This is a genomic window from Legionella pneumophila subsp. pneumophila str. Philadelphia 1 (assembly GCF_000008485.1).
Taxonomy (GTDB): domain Bacteria; phylum Pseudomonadota; class Gammaproteobacteria; order Legionellales; family Legionellaceae; genus Legionella; species Legionella pneumophila.
The window spans coordinates 2703797-2723861 of sequence record NC_002942.5; the positions used below are offsets into that span (position 1 = coordinate 2703797).

The following is a 20065-nucleotide window of genomic DNA, read 5'->3' on the forward strand; positions in this document are numbered from 1 at the left end:
ACATAATCTATGTATTTGGGAGATTTTCACCATGTTTTACGAATTAATATTAACCAGAACCAGCAACCTGATACAAGAATTTATCTCTATTCCTCATGGCGTTACTTCTCTTGACTTGAGTTTAAATGAATTAGGCAATATAAGTAATGCTGAATTAATTCAGGCCTTTCATTATATACCTGACAGCGTTATATCGTTGGATTTGACTAACAATCACTTATGCGACAAAAGTGGTGCAGAATTGGCACAACTCCTGGCCGCCATCCCTGCCAATGTCACTTCTCTTGATTTAAGCTCTAATAATCTCGACAGAAGAAGTGGTGCTGAGTTAGCACAAGCCTTTGCTGCTATCCCAGCCAGTGTAACTTCGCTTAATTTGCATTGTAATTACCTGGGCAATAACCGTGGAGTGGAGTTAGCACAAGCCTTTGCGGCCATCCCCGAAAATGTGACCTCACTGGATTTAAGTATGAACTATTTCGACCTGGAAAGTAGTGCTGACTTATCACAAATTTTTACCAGTATCCCTCCTCACGTGGCGTCACTTAATTTGAGCTTTAACTCCTTGCATGAAGTACCCTTTGAAAAGCTGGCACTCCTTAATGATTCGCTAAAGCATGTGCAAACTGTTTACTTGAGCTTTTATAGTGTCAAAGAAATGTCCAAAGAACAACGAAGAGCACTGGGCGCTGCATTTCCCAATGCGCAAAAAATCATTTTGATTGATGATTATGGCCATGAAATTCAACCGTCTATAACAATTTCTAACCTGATTAGGGAGCTTTCTGGAAAGGCAGATGCTCCATCCTTGTTAAATCAATGTATTCTTTTTACCCAAAGACATCAAAAAGACAGTGATAACAAGATCATCCCTAAGGAATTAGAAGAGAGCATTCGAACTTTTAACTCTCGCTGATTGATAATCTTGAGCAACCGTCGTTCGCTCTTGTCAATGAATTAAAAAATACCAAAAACTTGTTTGACTCTTCGAGTCAAACAAGAAATGGAATAATCGACAAAGAGAAACAACTCTTGCTAATCTTTGAAAGTTGTCGGGGAATTAAGCATTTTGGATATTTCTCCAAGATGCATTTCTTCTTCTTGAATCATTTGTCTTGCAAATTCTTCAACTAACACCGACTTATTTTCTGCATATTGTAATAGTTGATAATACAAATCCAGACTTTGCCTTTCATGCTCAAGCGACTCTTCTAAAATATTACTGATATTATGCTCATGAGTCTCTAATAACTTACCGATTTTAAGTGTAGGATGATAGGAAAAATGGGTAATGAGCTCACCGATTAGATGAGCGTGGTTCAAACTTTCTTGAGCCTGATCTCGCATCCATTTGCAGATCGGGATGCGATTAAATCCAAAGACCATAAAGGAGTAATGAGTATAGCGCACAACACCCGCTAGCTCGATTTCCAATAATTTATTTAGAGTTTTTATGATGGCATCATCAATGTCTTGAGTTTCAGATCTTCTATGTTTCATAGGATTACCTGTCATTTTACTTATCTAAGTATAGAATAATTTCAAGAAAATCTCGAAGCGTTATCAGTTATTGAGAATTGCCTCTCATATCTAACATAAGCCCTGATACAAAGATGACATCTGGCAGGCTTGGATACATAAAAAACTGGCTACACAAAATAATTATTCAATTTTACCAATATATTGCCACTTCTATCATTCAAGGCGGCTTGATGGAAGAAAATTATGTTCTTTTTATTTACTACTTAAGGATTAATAGAAAACATGGGCATAACCTGATCTTAATGATCTATATTAGCGATAAAAACATAAAATTTATAAATATTGAAAAAAACATTTGCATTTAACTCAAGATTTGCATTAATCTGAATGGGACTCACAAGGAAAAGGAGATCACCATGAGTAACAAAGCGAAAAACACTCACCTCAAAAATGGAGATAGTCAAACCAAACAAGCTTATACCAATCAGGCTTCACCACTTTTTTTTAGTCAAAAGCAAATAACCCCCTCATCGGGAACACTGGAAACAAAAAAACCACAGGAAGGAAAACAACCCACTCAAGAAATCAGCCTTGAGACAACCACAGACATTTTATTAGCTGCTATTTTGCAAGAATTGAAAACGCAAAATATGATTGAACTCATGAAGCTCAAAGCTCAACAGGAACATGAGCAAGAGGAATTAGAAACCATTGAAGCAATGAAAGAGAAAGATGATGCCCGGTTTAATGAAATCCGTCAAACGATGTATGCCTGATTAACAGGACATCCTTACTTAACCAATTAACGGATAACCGTTAATTGGTTTATCCTCTGACAAGAGTAAATGTTACCTAAAAGAAAAGCCCCTAACCTCATTAGATTTCTTACATAATCTGTTTATTTTATTTACGCATCACATAGTAGGTATTCATAATGTCATGTTCCAGATAATGCTTTTCAATTTTTCCAAAACCAGCCTCAACCAGCATTTTTTCTGCAAGCTCCTCTCCCCAGGCCGCGCCAAGACCTAAGCCATTTTGTGAGAGGGATACAGTCATACAATGCATACAGGAGATAGTGTAAATAAGCGCCCCCAGCGGATGATGAACATTCCCTGCCACATCACTGGAGGTTTTGATATCCTGCATCAGGAAAATACCATGAGGCTTCAATGCCTTGAATACGTTGCTCAGTACCTGCGCTGGCTTAGCCTGGTCATGAATCACGTCAAAGCTGGTAATAAGATCATATTTCTCCTGCTCATCCCAGACCGACAAATCCATTTTTTCAAAATGGATATTTTGTATTTTATTTTTCTTGGCTGAGTGTACAGCATGAGCAATGGTTTCATCACACAGATCATAACCGGTAAATTGGCTTTGAGGATAGGTTTTAGCCATTAATATCAAGGCACGCCCATAACCACAACCAATATCGAGCACCTGAATTCCCTGGTTCAGTTTGTCAACCAAGCCGTGAACCATAGGTAAAATTTTGTCAGTCAAGGAAGATAAAATCGTTTGTCCACTCTCTTCTGCCATGACTTCATGAAAACGATGATAAGCCTCATAAGGAACACCGCCTCCGTGTTTAAAAGCATCCACTATGCCATTTTCCACATAGGCCAAAACTGGAATAAACTGCGCTACCACTGCCATGTTCTGTGGCGAAGATTTTCTCGTAAGAAAAGAAGCATGTTCAGCGGGTAATTGATAGGCTTTTGTATGCGCATCATAATCCACAATGCCTCCCACCACGAGAGCATTAAGCCATTCCCTGACATAACGCTCATTGCAGCCTGCCGCCTCGGCTATCACTTCACTGCTTGCAAAATCAAGCTTGTCCATGACATCAAACAAGCCGGTACGATGCCCAATGGATATCATCAAAGTTAGTGCAGCATCATTGAGAACAGACAAAAGACGCTCAGCAAACGCATCAGCTTGGGCTTGATCAAAACGTCCTGTTTTCATCTTGCGATCCCCAAAAAGGTAATCTTCAAAATCCCATAGAGAAAATAATGTATCTAACGTAATAGATAAGGATTATAAAAGAAGCAGTCGATATCCAGAGGCCGTATGGGCTGAGGAGATGCGTACGCATCGTCTCGAAGCCTTGGCAAGAAACATTAAATTCCATACAAGGCTTCGAGACGGCATAAATGCCTCCTCAGCCCGAACGATTCAAGACAACGACCTGTCTTATCCACAACTCACGTTACCTCATATTATAGACTATGGGACATTCCATGTTATGAGCATCAATTTGCCAGGGACCCATTTAATACTTCATGTATAAAAGCGTCTTCCTAAAATACTCTATTTTTATCGTCTAATATTCGATTATTTTTCTGCAAAATTCATCAAAGCATTTTCATGAACCAGCTCATGATGATGTTCTGTTAATCTCCCCTCATAGACAATAGGGGATTCCCACTCATCGCCGGCAAATCGATATTCTTCTGTAGAAAAATGTTCAAATGCATAGGGTGTCCCTTGGCCAATTAAAGGAGATGGTTTATCAATAACATGAAAATGCAAATGCGGTGCGTCAGAATTGCCCGAATTACCCAATTTTGCAATTAATTGATTCTTACGAACCAACTCCCCCTTAGTGACCTTAATACTATGGGGAATTAAGTGGGCATAGAGAGCATATTGGTGTTTTCCTATTTTAATAATCACGTGATTGCCAGCCATATTAATCAGCGTAACAGGATAATCACGTCCAGGCGGAGTATTATCAGGAACACCATCGTAAACTGCGACTACCTCACCATCCGCAACCGAGTAAACATTGGCCCCATAACTGTAATAGTTTTCATTTTTGTTGGGATTTTCTTTATAGACATGACCATCAGCTCCAAATTGCATGAAATCAATGGCGTATCGTTCGGGATAATACACAATGCCATGGGCTGCAACCCTTGCGCGGCGGTGTATGGAATGATTGGATGGGCCATTAATTGCCATCCAATGCTTTCCATCCAAAGGATTGGCAATCACCAGGGGCTTAGTAATTTTTACATAAGCGGGAGCAGCCAGAAAAGAATACCTGACACCCTCTTCGGATATTTTAGTTTTCGATGAATATAGATGAAACCGATGCATTATTTTTTCAGGGATTTCATCAAGACTATCGAATTTCACCATAAAAAATAACAAACCACGCTCACCCGGTCTTAATGTCAAGTCTGATGTTAAATGATTAGAATGACCACTAAAAGAATATATCATCTTTCGCAGCTCTTCCTGGTTATAGGAAAAAAGAACTTTATAAGGTTTTCGGCCATTTAATACTTCAACGTTTTCTAAAGAGAAGAGGTAATCACCCACATTGGCAAGAAAAACCTCATACGTGAGATAAAGTTGTCCTTCAATAGTCACGGGTTTTGGAGAATAAAACGTTTCGGCTTCTAACTGAAAATAAACCAATTTATCCTGATTGGATTCCAATCCAGAGGGAAAAGCATGCATGTCTCGTGCGAGAATCAAACCACTTACAAGAAATAAAAAAACTGTGACACGAAATGATTTTATCATTTAAAACCCTTGGTAAATTGCCAAAACAACGTTCTATTTTCAATAGGCTCATCATTAATTCCCTGTAATCAATGACAAGGATTTTATCATGATGAGATGATTGGGATCCTGGCTGAAACCTGTTTGCTGAAAGCCCGCTTTTTCGTAGCAACGAATGGCTTGTTGATTGTTAACATCGGGGTCAACAACAACAGCTTTGAAACGGGTAAGAAACTTATCAATAAAGCGATTAATGAGTTCCACCCCTAATCCTCTACCTCGTCCCTCGCTTTCAGCAATAAACAAATCGATTCCAGCTAAATCCCTGGGATTATATTTTTCAAAGAGAAAACTCTCATAACCATCAATTCCATCGGGTAAAGAGTCTGTGAGTATGTAAAACTGGACGAACCCGAAAGGCAAGTCATCTTTATATACAATGAAACTTGGAACATGCTCCATACCTGCAATTCTTGGTTCATATTTTTCTGTGATTTCATCCAGTGACCAACTTTTGTCTCTCGCATACCAATGATTAATAATTGGCTCCTGAAACCATTGATACAGTTGATTTAAATCCTTGATGCCCAGAGGTTGAAATTTAAAAACACTCATGACTTGGCTCTTTGAATCCCTTATCAATGCCATGACGACTCACATCTGAGGCATGCCAAATTGATTTCCATATGTCAGGTTTGCGGATAATCATGATTCACTATACTGTAGGCAAAAACTGAGTGGGTATTCTACCACAGTTTTCATCGCCTGGATTTGCTTGTGATTGACATAGAAGATCATCTCATCAGTGCAGGTTGAGCAAATTGCCCAACCGCTAATCTAATTCAATAACGCTGGATCAAATGGCTGCCCATTCACTGTAAATTGGGTGTTTTCCAGAGTAAATGAGGCCTGATAGTAATCGCCTTCAACCTTTAAGATGCCTTTATTCACCCATTTTTGCAAGATTTCTTCCGTTTGTTTATGGGCTTCAGCATCGACATCAACCAGCGGCTCTGTAACCTGAGATTGAGACATATCCGCTGCTGGTGTAGCTGTTTTTGATTTGATTGATTCAAATAACAGCTGCTTGACCAGTTTGATTGGCGCTTTAAACTGACCATTGCCTTTCAGATTTTGCAACAGATCCCCAGGATTGCTGAATGAACTCTTGGTTAGAGCCAGGTTCAACGAACTGGACAAATGCCCCTGTGGCGTATCCAGCTCTTGATTCAGATTGAGTGTCGCACCTTTGGAAAGCAGATTAAAAATTTCAGCCAGGATCGCGATTTGATTGGAAGGATAGTCATAGTTCAATTGATTGAGCTTGGCCATCGCTTTAGGATCCAGATTTTTAAGCTCGATTTTTAATTGGCCAGGACCATAGCTGTTATTATTCATTAGAAATTTATTCAGGGATAATTGCAAATTAAAATCCAGTAAATTGTTGTTGATTCCAGCCCACGCATCCATACTCAGATCTTGCAAATCAAACACTGGCTGTGAATTAGTGATGGTAGAAACAGAAGACAGCAAGATAGATGAATCACCAAGCCATAAATCGTCCATGTAGCGATTCAATGCAAAATTGATTTTGACTTTACCAATCCTGACATCGGTTTCTTGCACTTTCGTACTCATACCGTACATAGTCACATGACCAGAGGCCTTATCAACCTTGGGATTGACTTTGAGCTTTGCACTTAAGCCTTGCCAGACAAAAACAAAGTTGCCTTGATCACCATTGTTCGTGCCTTGCATATTAATTGAGGGCAAACTATAGCTGACAACGGTTTGATTTAAATAGTTGATCAAAGCCCCATAATGGGTTTCCGGCTTGGTTGTGACCCAGGCGAGACCAAAATGCAAGCCATTATTGGTCATGATGAAAGGACCATGGTGTATGACGATTGGGAAATCGAGACTCAAATGAAGCGCTGGCTGCACTTTAACATTACCCTGTGCGTCTTTATTTTCCTGAGCTGGCAAATCAACAAGTAAATTCAAAACGGCAGTGGAGCAGAACCATCCACGGTGATTATCTTTTAATTGCCAAGTCAGGAAGGGATTCCTGGGAATATTATCGACGTTTTTTTTCACCGTGCTTAAGGCCATCATGCCAATAATGGGGTAGAAGCATAAGACAATGACTACTAACAGCAACACACTGATAATCCATTTTTTCATGACTGTCCAACATTAATCCTTAGTAATTAATATTTAGACCAGAAAAAGCTGATTGTAAAATAGCCCATCTATCTGAAAGAACCTTTAATACTTGAGCGAGCCGGCTGCTCAAGTCTTCCCTAGCAAACTTTCAATTTCTAACTGGATTTTCAATAGAACAAATCCACTTTAATCCAGCATTTATAAGAAATTTGTATACACAATATAAGAACAATTGATTTTAATTTAGACCCCATGGTGGATATTATGATCATTTTGATCAAACAAAGACTATCATTTCGAGATTTTCATAATGAATTACAAGCTAACATTACACCCAGGCAGCAACCCAGTAGAGGAGTTTACCTCTATCCCACATGGGGTCACTTCACTTGATTTAAGTTTGAATAACTTATACAGTATAAGCACTGTTGAATTAATACAAGCCTTTGCTAATACACCCGCCAGCGTCACTTCACTGAATTTGAGTGGAAATTCCCTAGGCTTTAAAAACAGTGATGAATTAGTTCAAATTCTCGCAGCCATCCCTGCCAACGTCACTTCATTGAATCTGAGTGGAAATTTCTTAAGTTATAAAAGCAGTGATGAACTAGTAAAAACCCTGGCAGCCATCCCTTTCACCATCACCGTACTGGATTTAGGCTGGAATGATTTCAGCAGTAAAAGCAGCTCAGAATTTAAGCAAGCCTTTTCCAATTTACCTGCCAGCATCACTTCACTGAATTTGAGAGGAAATGACTTAGGCATTAAAAGCAGCGATGAATTGATACAAATCTTGGCAGCTATCCCTGCCAACGTCAATTCCTTGAATTTGAGAGGTAATAACTTAGCCAGTAAAAACTGTGCTGAATTGGCAAAATTCTTGGCTTCCATTCCTGCTAGTGTGACTTCACTGGATTTAAGCGCGAATCTCTTAGGCCTGAAAAGCTATGCTGAATTAGCATATATCTTTTCTTCTATCCCAAATCACGTGGTTTCACTTAATTTGTGCCTTAATTGTTTGCATGGACCATCCCTTGAAAATTTGAAACTCCTTAAGGATTCACTCAAGCATCTACAGACTGTTTATTTAGACTATGATATCGTCAAGAACATGTCCAAAGAACAATGCAAAGCACTAGGTGCCGCATTCCCCAATATACAAAAAATCATCCTGGTCGATAAGAATGGCAAAGAAATTCATCCGTCACATTCTATCCCGATTTCTAATCTCATTAGAGAACTCTCTGGAAAAGCAGATGTACCATCCTTGTTAAATCAATGCCTTATTTTTGCCCAAAAACATCAAACAAACATTGAGGACTTGAATATTCCTGATGAGTTAAGGGAAAGCATTCAAACCTGCAAACCTCTCTGATTTATGGTCTTGAAGCTTCCTTCTATTGCTTTTGTGAATAAGTTAAAAAAGCGATGAAGTCAGGATTAATTAATCGTCTGCATTATGTTGTAGCAATGCAGCAAAAACCGGGGTATTAACGGGTTTTTACGATATTTTTGCGAAAAAAATTTTTGAGTAAATCGAACACGTTAACACCCAAAGTATAATTTATGACCAAATTATTTTTTTGAGTGAACTTATGTCTTACATGAAAATAGAAGAACTTCTTTTAAAAGATACCATGAAAAAAGGCCAGATCCCGGGTGTATCCATTGCTTATATCAATAATCAAGGAATCATTTCCACCCAGGAGATAGGTTTTACAGATGGATGTGGCCTTGTCAAAATGTCAAAAGATCCCACCCAGTGCCCATTTCAGGAGTTGGTTCTTGGATCTAAAAATGAATTAGGTATCGGAACCAAAAACACGGTCATTGCATTTAACAAGGAACTTTATTATGTTGACCAGGCAGCAAAAATGGTTCAGAAAATTGCGTTAACAGAGGCAAATAAAATAGCCTATGAAATGTTGCATGCAAAATGCACCGAAACCTATCAATTGGCTGATGGCAATGAACATGAATTCATTGCAGCTCTAACAGGTCGCATGCCACCAACCGAAGTGAAGCCAGACACCGTTTTTGGCGCAGCATCTCTAAGCAAACCACTCTTTGCTTATCTGGTACAAAAATTGGTACAAGCCAATGTAAGTAATACATCTCAAACAGGATATGATCAATTTATTCTGCCTGACACTTTAAAGAGCTTTGATTTGGATACTCCCCTTTTCCATATTATCCCCCTGGAAGAATTCAATATTGACGGCATGAAATTTGACCTGTCTGATGAATCTGCCGCTGCTCATTCTAAAGCACTAACCGCCAGGATGGTGTTATCGCATACGACTGGACTAGCTCATGGGGAAATGAAATTTCAATTTCTGCCCAACTCTCAAGAAAAAGAACATGGGTATTCGAACGTTGGAATTATTTATTTACAACAAGTGATTGAAAAACTGACTGGTGCAGATCTTGAAACACTGGCCCAAAAACATGTGTTTCAACCCTGCGGTATGGTTCATAGCACTTATGGGCCCAAACCCTGCGCAGCCAATTCTCTATGGACTACAGCAGGAGATTATGCCAATTTCGTCAAGCATTTAATTCATGACAGCACGATTGAAAACCCCTTTGTTCCCCACACTTACATGACAAAAGATAAGGGGTTGGCAGGAGCAACCGGAATAGCCAAAGGCAATATACCCGATACTATTCTGCAACATGTTGCATGGGGTTTAGGCTGGGGATTACAAACCAATGATGAAGGAAGAGTTATCACTGCCTATCATTCAGGCGATATGAATGATTACAGAGCGTGGGTAGTGATCGATTTACAGGATAAGGATAAGAAAAATGCTGTGGTATTTTTCGCTAATTCGCATAATGGGCATATTCTCGCTGAACAAATTATTCCGAAGACCATGCAAATGGAACAGGCTGCCAATTATTTTTTTTCAAAATGGGGTTTTGCCAGAAACTTCGCTGAATTAGGCGGAAAAACTACTCGACTGGGTATTAAATCATCCTCAGGTAGCTCTGATAGCTCTCCTGATACTTCCATTCAGGATGAGCCGGTTGAGATAAAGAAGGAGACAGAAAAATCAGATACTTCCTCAATCGAGACTTATACTTCAGGATGGACTTTTAATGCTTGAACTGACCAGCTTGGCTAACCAGGAGACTCCCTCATCATACTGACTTTTGCTATGGGTCACCAGATAAATAGGAGTTGGTTCCAGATTGAAAGGTAAAGGTTGCATTCCCAGATTAAACTGTCTGGCAAACATATTTATCAAAAAACTTGGGGCTGTGGAAATCACCGCATCGGAATTGGCTACTGCGAAAATTGCGGGCAAGATATTTTTTACAAAAAGCATGTCATTACGTACCAGCTTTCTTTTATATAAATATTCAGCGGAGTGGCTATAACGCTCCTGATTAAAACTAAATGCGATATGTTTATTGCTTATGTAATCTTCCAAAGACAATGGCCTGTTTATGAGTGGATTGTTTTTGCTTGCAAAACAAATAATTTCCTCCTCATACAGTTTTTCAACTTTGAGTTGCGCGGATAGAGAATTTTCATTAATAGCTCCAATCGCCAGATCTACATTCTCATCGATAAACAGATGTGGATCATCAGCCATTGATTGAATCGTTGTCTCAATAACAATATGAGGCAGTTTTTCAAGCGCCGCCATCAGGGATGGCAACAAAATTAATTCAACGTAATCAGGTAAAGCGATTTTAAATGATCTTTTGGTCTGAAAGGGATCAAATCGCTCATTCGGTTGCAGAATATTTCTTATGAAAAACATCACTTGCTCTAATTGTGGCTGCAACTCTTTAGCTTTTGGAGAGAGAAAATATTCCCCTTTACCAGGAATTAATAGCGGGTCTTTAAATAACTCTCTCAGTTGTTTTAAAGAGGAACTCATGGCTGGTTGGCTGACAAACACTTTCTCTGCAGCAGCACTGACGCTTCTCTCGCTTAGTAAAGCATCCAGATGTAGTATGAGATTTAAATTAATACGTTTAAAGGGAATCGCCATTCGATCCTCTCGGCAATTGTTCTCTTCTTATATTAGTATAAGAAATTTAAAAGCATCCAATATGGATAATTCATTATCAATGACAGAGTGTGTTTTGAGAGGGGTTACAATGCCACTTACCGAACCAAGTAACGCTGTCAAATAGACCTCATTACCTGGTATCAATCTATTGTTCTTTCCAGTGCTATTGCATTAGTCCAAAAGATTTATCTCTGGAAGTAATGTGTAATGTTGAATCATCCTCATCTTTTTTAACCAATTGAAGTTGGTAGTCTGAAACAAACTTGGCAATCGTTACTTTAAATAAGGATTCGGTCACTGCAAATGCAGGGCAGTTGCGCAGTCCTACTGAAAAGGGAATATCTGAAATAATAAAAAAATCATTACCAGAAAAAAATTTAAACGAAGCATGCCCTCTTCGACCAGATTTCTCCTGGTCAAATTGATTCAATAATTCAGTCAGTTGAGATTGAGACTTTGGTGTAATGACGGCGTAGTTTCCCCCCAAATATCCCAAACTGACAACACTATATCCTGCTTCACTGCTTCGTGCTTTAGAAGTTAATGACTGGATCATTGATTTAGGATCACGAATAAATTCTCTGGTATAGCCAATACCAAATCGTTCTATTTGCCCCAAAAGACCTGCCACCGCCTGATAAGCCTGATTGGAATAATAACGAACACCCAACACGATTGAACTTGCAAATAATTCACCAAACATAAATCATCCCAAACTATAGGCCAAAAAATTGGACTATAGTAATACATTTAGAAAATATTGAACACATCCAGGCGTTTTTTTATTTCATGTTGGCTGATTATATGATGTTTATTATTCACCCCTTTCAAATACCAGGAAATGATTCGGACACCGATACTTGTCAATAGTTAGCAGGAGCGATACAATGACTTTGCCTAAAAAATTATGGTCTTCAGCAAGTCTCGATTCCTCCGGTGCTGGGTATAAAGACATAATTTTGGTCGAGGGATACTTTCGTTTTTAATACGAGGTATCCTATGGCAACGACATTAATTCAAACACCCTCTTATACTAAAAATCTAACTCTCAACCTTGATGATTACCCGGGAGGAGTTGCAATTTGGGGTGCATTACCCGCTCTTTTTGATACTTCAAACCAGGGATTTGATCGAGGCGTCCATGTTCACGCGCGTCTTGCCGATTCATCTAAAAAAGTGATAGACGCAACCTATGACCATGTCACAGTTATTTCCGGATATCGTATTTTTACAATTACAGAGGAAGCTGCTGTTCATTTCAGCATGTCCGCCATTTTTGATATCAAAATTACATCATTAACATGTCAGCACTGCTCTCAGTTGATTACTTCCGTTGGCTACGCTGCAGTCAGGCCATCACGCCAGCATCAATGTAATCATTGTGGTGAAATCACGACTACAACTTCAGACTGCATCAGCAATCCAATTATGTTACTTAAAGAATTGATAGGAGATGAGCAAGTTAAAAGGCCTGCAGTTATCCCCAATCGTACCATTGCAATTGATCCTGATAAATACAGTGGTGGCATTCAAATTTGGGGCTCTAATCCATCCATTATTTGGACTGCTAAAAGACTGGAAGAAAGCGCTATCCATATTCATGCTTACAATGAAAATGGCAAAAGGATTATAGATAATACTTATGGAAGTGTTTCTTTAGATGGTCACAAACTGGATATTGAAATGATTAGAGTTCTGCAAATCCAATTGGCATTGCCAAATTTGGCATTACTCCTGACAACCGTGTATTGTCCTCATTGTGGTGCGGAACAGTTTGATCGGGGGATTTGGGCTGTTTCTGCGCATAATCACAGGGTTTGCTTACTATGTAAACAAACTTTTATATCTCAAGACGTGATAAGTAACCCTGCTTTTGACGTACTAACTCATGTTTCTGGAGTGATCTCTCAATGAACACATTAAAGACTATATTTAAAATAGGCGCGCTTATTTTTAATGAAAAAAATCAGTTACTTGCTGTACATAAAAAAGGAAAACCACCCATGGAACTCATTGTTCCAGGTGGCGTTATGGAGGAAAATGAAAGCGATGAAGAGACCCTGCGTCGAGAAATCAAAGAAGAACTTGACTCCGATATCATATCATTTCAGTTTTATAAGCAATTTGAAGACAAGGCAATCTATGAGGAAAAATGGCTGGTAATGCGTACTTACATTGTCACTCTCGGCAATGCCCCTAAACCTGCTAATGAGATTGATCAACTGGTATGGCTTGGGCATGATTATCATCAAAGTGGCTATCGTTTTGGATCCATATTAGGCAAACAAATTATTCCTGATTTCTTTAAATAAACCATTCCCAGACATTCACAGCAACTTTTGGCTCAGACCAGGAAGTGAAGTCCGAACCTTTATGAGATGAGAATAAAATGATGCTATTTGGTTAAACAAGGCACTAATCCGAATTGTTGATCATGAATATCCCGCTCAGCATCTGAACAATGCCGAACTTCAGTAGTTACCTTTGGAGATGACTCTTTAAAAAAAACCAACCTTTTTCCAGAAAGACCTTCATGACGGGCTATATCCGCCATCATTTTACGATTGATCTGACTGGCTAATTTCGTTTCCTCAATTAAAAAACATGTAGATTGATTAATGGAGTTACAACAATGTAAATTGATTAATAAGCAAAATTAATATGACTGACTATACTTAAGTAATTCATTATAGTTTTTCGGGTATTATGAAAAAGAAAGACGAGCACAATAACCTTACCAAAGGTAAGGAGAATGAACACAATACCATCAGCACCAATACCCATTTGTTATTTTCAAAACCACCTGGTATTAATGCCGATACTGCAAATCATATGGCTTCATCTATTGACCGCTTAAAAGATTTTGACAGCTCAAAACAAAGCCTTTGGTTAAAATACAGTGAAGAAATCATCAACGAATTCTGTGCTTTATTACCTGAGTTTCCCAAGAAAAAACCCAAAGTACGTGAAGACATTCGCTGCCCGGAAGAGGCATTATTAACCCAAGTCGGTTGTGCCTATGCCTTTTTATCCAGTAAAAGACGCGAGGTAGCCAAGCTTTTAAAACATGGGCCTCTAAGACATCAATTTGGTTTATTTAATAAGCCAGGGTTTGCTTCAATCGATGATTTCAATCTCAGTAAAGATATCCCTTCTCAAAAGGATAAAATTTATGAGCACCTCTCCTTGTTAATTAGTCAACCTAATCCTTTTATTGAAGTTAAGAAAAACCATAGAGAAGCAGAAGGTTCTTCTATTTACACCATAACATTCAAGATGAAGCCTGATGAAATAGAACAAGTACACAAAAAAAATTTGGATTCAAACAAACCATTTATTGAAAATGACACGGTACTGACGATAACCTTCAATGATTATGGGAAAAATGACAACAGAACCTCAATTGTCATTGATCACTGCCCTACTCCTTTTGCTGAAAACTATACGAGCGAATCCAGCTATTTCAAAGTGCAATTTGAATTGATTGAGCCTTACTTTCAAGCATGCCAGGCCTGGGAACCTTCTGATGGAATCGATCATTTTTTAGAAAATGCCGGAAGAATTGTTTATATACTGGCTCGTATGCAACCTGTTGGACGTGGTAATTCTGCGATTGTTGAATGGATGATTAGAGGCCTTGCCCAAATCAAAAACATCGAATTAGGACCATTCAACCCTGATGAAAAAATTGGGTGGGATTTTAAAGCGTTTCTGACGCCTGAAATTCAGGATTATGCTCATTGGTTTTCCGAGAAAGCCTTTGCGTATAGCCAATTAAAAAATGTTACTTCCCTGGGACAATGAATTAAGACATTGAATTAAACTGAGTAAACCAGCCTATGTGGTAAAAAAATTTATAGAATTGTAATAAATAGATCAAAGATAATCCCTTAGGATATAACTGCAGGTAAGAAGATAAAAGAGAACGCCGGGATTCAAGTCTTGCTTTTGACTATAAGACACAAGAAAAATGAAAGACTTGCCCCAAGATAAAAGCGTTATTGTTTTAAGTTTGCTTTAGAAGCTTCTTCTTCAAGTGCTTGAGCGTCCAATAACTTTTGTGTGTTGTTAGTGATTGCACGACCTGTGATCATTGATTGAAAGCGATCAACCATATATACACCACCCCAACCGAAAGTGCTGCTGTTTTTATACTCGAACTCAGAAGCTACCTTGATAGAATTAGCCAGTTGCTCATCAGAAGCCCCTGGTGCTTTATATTTTTTACGAATTTCTTTACTTTTTTCACTGGTTGGTTTCATGTGCTCAACACCTTCATTGTTAAAACTGACGACATTATACATGAATAATATTCAAACACAATTTATTTAAAAAAAACAATTTGATCTAAATTTTTCACAAACATTTCTTTAGTAAAACACTCTCCATTACATGGCCTTTACAATCACTTGAGTTTCCAAAAAATAAAATCTCACAATCTAAAAACAAACCCAAACAGATAAAATATTAACAAATTGTATTTTATTTGATACAATAACTCTGTTTTACTCTCTGAGATTTTTTTAATGCTCACCAAAAATCTGAATGAAGCCTTAAGCGCAATAAAATATGTAAAATCCAAACTAGTTTATGGTTCCAATACCGAGGAAGATTCAAAGAAGCCAAATTGGGAGCCAGGAAGAATTATTCTCTTAAGGAAGGAAGTTCATGCACTAGCAGTCGTCTATGCTCGTTCACATAATGGCAAAGCAGGATTTGACATCATCTCCAAATTAACCCATGCGGCACTCTTAAAATACGGATTCGGCAATTGCGGTGAGCAAGCACAAACAGCATTTTGTTATCTGCAATCTCGAGGAGTTGCGCCGCTTGATTATTGTCAAACATCAATAGGAGAGCACTGCCTGATAGTGATTGGGCGCGTTAGTGGTTCTGATCCCAATGATATTTCGACCTGGGGAGAGGATGCTGTAATTTGTGATCCCTGGGCTGAGAAAGCCTATCCTCTTTCTGAATTTAGAGCAATGCAAAGTCCCGATAATGACATTCGCTATCCTGAGATATGTTATGCTAATGGTAAAAGTCCAAAGCCTTATTTGGCAGGGGAATTAATCAGTCATCACAGAATAGAGCCCGCCTCGAAAGCATCATCGCTCTCTTTCTTCAAAAAAGAAAATTACGAACATTCACAATTAAATAGTGCTACACCCATGCTTATTGCTTAAAGCATTCCAGTGCCAAAGTGCAATGACTACCATGTGTACCAATTACTATCTTTTGTTGTAACGAATCATCAAATTATCCTGGCGCTATTGATTAAAATCTGGCAAAGAGAAAAAACACACCTTGTGCGAGCAAGGAAAAGCCAGGATATCTGATGCTCTCTTTTACAAAATAATTCCAAAATCATCCAGTAAGAAAAATTAATCTATCTATTGTTAACTATTAATATTCTCTTAATAAAAAGAAAGCATTATAGTCATCTTGAAGTCACATTTGCATATCAAAAAAACATGATAGAAAAACAAAACCACAATCAGGAGGTAAAAAATGACAAACAGTAACCATTTAAGGAATCCTGTTACCAAATCATTAAATGACCTTTGCCAAGATGAGCTGTCTGTAATTGGCTCCTACCTTGGTGCCTGGAATGATTTATGGAGCTTAACATTTACATCATCAGAAATGAAAAAATCCTTAATCCATCAGCAAACCGATGAGTTGTGGAAATTTTTTTTCAAGGAATTTTTCCCTTATATTCCTCTACCAACAGAGGATTTTTATAAAAACTTCATGAAAAACTATAAAATATGGTATCAAACATTGTACCGTGTGAAACAGGATCCTTTTTTTCTAATGTATCTGGATAAACTCAAAGAAGATCCTGCACACTTATTTAGGAATGATAAAGAAATTATTATAGCAGCCATTGAGAAACAACCCTTTTTGTATAAAAATTTTTCCCGAGGATACAAAGAAGACGAAGAGGTTATTCTGTGTGCTCTTAAAAATAATCGATTCATAATCCATGATGTACCAAGAACAGTGAGAGAAGGATTCAAAGAAATAGCTGATATCAAAGAAGATAAAGCAAGAGTTGACGCGTGTGACAAGCTAATTGACAAGCTTTCACCACAACGTGTTTCTAAAATCAAAAGCCTCGACTTGTTTAAAAGCCAATTTACTCTGCAAGCACAAAATATAACAAAAAAAAGTGGAGAACAAGTAAATAACCGCCAGCTTCAAAGATCAACTGCGCCTATAACGCCCGAAGGTATCAGCTCTCTTGTTCATTTAGGCCTGTTTAGAGACACACAAATCCAATATGAGGAAAAGGAAGAATCTCTACACAACAAATATCGAAAATGAGGCGAATAAATTTTGATAAGGGTTGCTCTATCGCAAATTCATTACAGAAACAGCCAAGCATAGCCTTAATAGATTGAATAAGGCCGGAAGCTAATATGTTTTGATTGCAATAATGGGTGTTTTTTTAAACAAAACACCCTTCGGATAACTCCTCTCTGCAAGTTGTCTAGTAACTTAAATTTTCATTTCGAATAATTGGTGAAACAAGTTGACGTCTGCTCAAAGACCATTTATGTTAATTATTGATCCATGAGATCTTAACCTACTCAATTTGATTTAAAATACCCAATAACTGAAACACCAATCATTTAAAAAAGGAGAGTACCCTCAATACAAAAACCTTAGGGCGAAATCGTTTTAAATACTCGATAGATTGTGATGGCTGTAGCAAAAGAATCGTAAAAAATAACTTAGAATTTGTTTTATATAAGGGATTATCGGTATGAAAACAAAGCAAGAAGTTTCTCAGCAGGATAAATTAAAAGATTCAAAATCGTCTACACCACTACAGACAAAAGAACCATGGTTCATCTCTGATACCTTAAATATTACTTTTGACTCCTATGATTTTAGTATCTCTGTCACTGAACAAGCCCCCATACCCTCTCGTATTGTTTTCAGTGGTGGAGGTTCAAGAATACTGGCACACATAGGTGCCCTAGATGAGTTAACCAGGCATGGATTAAAGTTCACTGAATTTTCCGGAAGCTCAGCCGGTGCAATGGTCGCTGCCTTTGCTTATCTTGGTTATAATTGTTCCGAAATAAAACAAATTATTTCCTGGTTTAATGAAGATAAACTCCTTGATAGCCCACTCATTTTTAATTTCAATAACATAAAACAAATATTTAACAAGGGGGGGCTTAGCTCGGCAAAATTAATGCGTCAAGCAGCAAATTACGTTATTTTAAAAAAAGTAATGGATATTATATCCGATGAAAAATTCAAAACACGATTTGCAAAATTTCAAAATTTTTTAGAAGAAAATATATACAGCTGCCCCGAGAATATAACATTTCAAACCTTAGCCAGAATAAAAGAAATATGTCCTGAATGTGAATTAGGAGAAAAACTATTTATTACTGGAACAAATTTGAGTACCCAAAAACATGAAGTGTTTTCTATTGATACAACACCATCTATGGCACTTGCCGATGCCATTATTATTTCCGCAAATTTACCTATTGCCTTTGAGCGTATCTGCTATCAAGGAAACGTATACAGCGATGGAGGAATCAGCAATAATTTACCTGCCCATTGTTTTTCAGAAAAAGGGCATAAAACAACCTTTTTGAAACACAAAGATGATGTTGACTTCAGTGTACTTGCTCTGCAGTTTGATAATGGGCTTGAAGAGAACGCTCTTTATAGCCAGAACCCAATACCTAAATGGTCATGGCTAAGCAACACATTCTACTCATTGATTACAGGACATCCAAATGTTACTGAAAACTGGCATGAGGATCTTCAAATACTGAGGCGACATGCCCATCAAAGTATTTTAATTAAAACGCCAACTATTGCTTTGACCAATCTCACAATTAGTCAAGATACAAAAAAAGCCCTGGTCGAATCAGGACGAACAGCTGCCAAGACCTATCTGGAACTCCATGAGTTTTATACGGATGATTATGGAAATATCAGACATAATGAATGCTTGCATGAAAAATTTCAAAAACCCGAAGAGTTATTGGATTATTGTGTCCTACACAGCCACTTTGCACTTTTAAAAAAAATAAAGCAAGCCATTTCCTGCTCACAATATTTAGAAAAAGGGTATAAACATTATTTATGTGAGTTGTGTGACAACTTGCTTCCACCTCAACTGAAATGCCCCAACGAAGGTTCAGGAACAGAACAACCTGAAATCAAGTTAGAAAAAGATACCATCATTTGCAAAAAGAATAATAATAGTGGGCTGACATTTTCAATGACATTTTTTGGGGTTCCATCCCCTTTAGGCAAAACATTAAATCAGGATAGCCCAGAATTAAAAATTAAGCTATTTACAGGTTTATATCCTATACTAATTCAAAACTGGCAAAATTTATGCCCTGTTTCAGGCATTAGTGGTATATTAAATTCTATCCGCATGTCATTCGTTGAAATCAGTTCAACAGATACCTGTATAAAAACATTAATTGATAAACTGAACGAAATTGAAATTGGACATTTTTTGATATTTGTTTTTAAAGCAGCTTTAAAAAATTACGATAAACATGACTTCATATTACTATTGAAAAACCTGAAGCATCTTCATCATTCTATCGAGTTAATTAGAAATAAACCGTTTCATTCTGACGACCGATTTTATGGACAGTGGAGTTTTGAAGGGCATGATCCCAAAAGAATCCTCGAATTCATTAAAAGCGATGATATTTCAGGATTAATGACTATTTTAGAAGATAAAAAGGCGCTGCCCAATAATAAACCGAATTAACAGGTTTAAATCCAAAGCGTCACTGAGTTAACAAATCAACTTGAATTGGTGTTTTTACTATTAATCAAGTGATCTTTCTGCCTTGTTTTGGAAAATA

The 20065-nt window shown here is 37.8% G+C and carries 19 protein-coding genes; 11 read left to right on the forward strand and 8 right to left on the reverse strand.

The window, feature by feature from the left end:
• The first annotated feature begins 31 nt into the window (after positions 1–31).
• On the forward strand, positions 32–916 hold the full coding sequence (gene legL6, locus LPG_RS12045) for a Dot/Icm T4SS effector LegL6 (protein ID WP_010948096.1): 885 nt from the start codon (positions 32–34) through the stop codon (positions 914–916).
• 119 nt (positions 917–1035) lie between these two features.
• Here the strand turns inward: legL6 and LPG_RS12050 are convergent, their stop codons facing one another.
• Positions 1036–1500 (reverse strand): ferritin-like domain-containing protein, encoded by a 465-nt coding sequence (locus tag LPG_RS12050; protein ID WP_015444099.1) that lies wholly within the window; start codon positions 1498–1500, stop codon positions 1036–1038.
• A 398-nt stretch (positions 1501–1898) separates the two neighbouring features.
• On the opposite strand from LPG_RS12050, the gene LPG_RS12055 reads away from it, so the two are divergent.
• Positions 1899–2258 carry a hypothetical protein gene (locus LPG_RS12055; protein WP_015444097.1) on the forward strand — a complete coding sequence of 120 codons (360 nt, stop codon included), beginning with the start codon at positions 1899–1901 and terminating at the stop codon, positions 2256–2258.
• Positions 2259–2385: 127 nt separating this feature from the next.
• On the opposite strand, the gene LPG_RS12060 is transcribed toward LPG_RS12055, so the two are convergent.
• Positions 2386–3456 (reverse strand): class I SAM-dependent methyltransferase, encoded by a 1071-nt coding sequence (locus LPG_RS12060; protein ID WP_010948100.1) that lies wholly within the window; start codon positions 3454–3456, stop codon positions 2386–2388.
• 118 nt (positions 3457–3574) lie between these two features.
• On the opposite strand from LPG_RS12060, the gene LPG_RS12065 reads away from it, so the two are divergent.
• The gene (locus LPG_RS12065) at positions 3575–3781 is read left to right on the forward strand and encodes a hypothetical protein (RefSeq protein WP_171843121.1); all 207 of its coding nucleotides are present in this window, start codon (positions 3575–3577) and stop codon (positions 3779–3781) included.
• 44 nt (positions 3782–3825) lie between these two features.
• Here LPG_RS12065 and LPG_RS12070 read toward each other — a convergent pair whose 3' ends face one another.
• The 3 genes from LPG_RS12070 to LPG_RS12080 all read right to left on the reverse strand — a co-directional run bounded on the left by LPG_RS12070 (position 3826) and on the right by LPG_RS12080 (position 7188).
• On the reverse strand, positions 3826–5025 hold the full coding sequence (locus LPG_RS12070; protein WP_010948101.1) for a M23 family metallopeptidase: 1200 nt from the start codon (positions 5023–5025) through the stop codon (positions 3826–3828).
• A gap of 54 nt (positions 5026–5079) precedes the next feature.
• Entirely contained in the window at positions 5080–5652 is a 573-nt protein-coding gene (locus LPG_RS12075) for a GNAT family N-acetyltransferase (protein WP_010948102.1), read from the reverse strand.
• A 189-nt stretch (positions 5653–5841) separates the two neighbouring features.
• Positions 5842–7188: a YdgA family protein gene (locus LPG_RS12080; RefSeq protein ID WP_010948103.1), complete on the reverse strand. Its 1347-nt coding sequence runs from the start codon at positions 7186–7188 to the stop codon at positions 5842–5844.
• 292 nt (positions 7189–7480) lie between these two features.
• On the opposite strand from LPG_RS12080, the gene legL7 reads away from it, so the two are divergent.
• Both legL7 and LPG_RS12090 read left to right on the forward strand, forming a co-directional pair.
• Complete coding sequence (gene legL7, locus LPG_RS12085) at positions 7481–8545, forward strand: Dot/Icm T4SS effector LegL7 (protein WP_010948104.1); 1065 nt, start codon at positions 7481–7483, stop codon at positions 8543–8545.
• Between the two features lie 220 nt (positions 8546–8765).
• Positions 8766–10280 (forward strand): serine hydrolase domain-containing protein, encoded by a 1515-nt coding sequence (locus LPG_RS12090; protein WP_016357011.1) that lies wholly within the window; start codon positions 8766–8768, stop codon positions 10278–10280.
• On the opposite strand, the gene lelA is transcribed toward LPG_RS12090, so the two are convergent.
• Positions 10257–11177, reverse strand: a complete 921-nt coding sequence (gene lelA, locus LPG_RS12095) for a LysR family transcriptional regulator LelA (RefSeq protein ID WP_010948106.1) — start codon at positions 11175–11177, stop codon at positions 10257–10259. The two genes, LPG_RS12090 and lelA, sit on opposite strands and share 24 nt — an antisense overlap.
• A gap of 184 nt (positions 11178–11361) precedes the next feature.
• Positions 11362–11901 carry a hypothetical protein gene (locus tag LPG_RS12100; protein ID WP_010948107.1) on the reverse strand — a complete coding sequence of 180 codons (540 nt, stop codon included), beginning with the start codon at positions 11899–11901 and terminating at the stop codon, positions 11362–11364.
• A gap of 296 nt (positions 11902–12197) precedes the next feature.
• On the opposite strand from LPG_RS12100, the gene LPG_RS12105 reads away from it, so the two are divergent.
• The 3 genes from LPG_RS12105 (at position 12198) to lem23 (ending at position 15002) form a co-directional block, all read left to right on the forward strand.
• Complete coding sequence (locus tag LPG_RS12105) at positions 12198–13112, forward strand: hypothetical protein (RefSeq protein ID WP_010948108.1); 915 nt, start codon at positions 12198–12200, stop codon at positions 13110–13112.
• Positions 13109–13510, forward strand: coding sequence for an NUDIX domain-containing protein (locus LPG_RS12110; protein WP_010948109.1), 402 nt, complete (start codon positions 13109–13111; stop codon positions 13508–13510). The genes LPG_RS12105 and LPG_RS12110 overlap by 4 nt, the downstream gene beginning before the upstream one ends.
• A gap of 394 nt (positions 13511–13904) precedes the next feature.
• Complete coding sequence (gene lem23, locus LPG_RS12115; RefSeq protein WP_010948110.1) at positions 13905–15002, forward strand: Dot/Icm T4SS effector Lem23; 1098 nt, start codon at positions 13905–13907, stop codon at positions 15000–15002.
• 194 nt (positions 15003–15196) lie between these two features.
• Here the strand turns inward: lem23 and LPG_RS12120 are convergent, their stop codons facing one another.
• Complete coding sequence (locus LPG_RS12120) at positions 15197–15502, reverse strand: lpg2407 family Dot/Icm T4SS effector (protein ID WP_010948111.1); 306 nt, start codon at positions 15500–15502, stop codon at positions 15197–15199.
• Between the two features lie 222 nt (positions 15503–15724).
• On the opposite strand from LPG_RS12120, the gene LPG_RS12125 reads away from it, so the two are divergent.
• The 3 genes from LPG_RS12125 (at position 15725) to vpdA (ending at position 19968) form a co-directional block, all read left to right on the forward strand.
• Positions 15725–16384, forward strand: coding sequence for a hypothetical protein (locus LPG_RS12125; protein ID WP_010948112.1), 660 nt, complete (start codon positions 15725–15727; stop codon positions 16382–16384).
• A 325-nt stretch (positions 16385–16709) separates the two neighbouring features.
• Positions 16710–17528 (forward strand): Dot/Icm type IV secretion system effector Ceg29, encoded by an 819-nt coding sequence (gene ceg29 / locus LPG_RS12130; protein ID WP_010948113.1) that lies wholly within the window; start codon positions 16710–16712, stop codon positions 17526–17528.
• Between the two features lie 442 nt (positions 17529–17970).
• A complete protein-coding gene (gene vpdA, locus LPG_RS12135) occupies positions 17971–19968 on the forward strand; it encodes a Dot/Icm type IV secretion system effector VdpA (protein WP_010948114.1) in 1998 nt (665 codons plus the stop codon).
• Positions 19969–20065 lie beyond the last annotated feature (97 nt).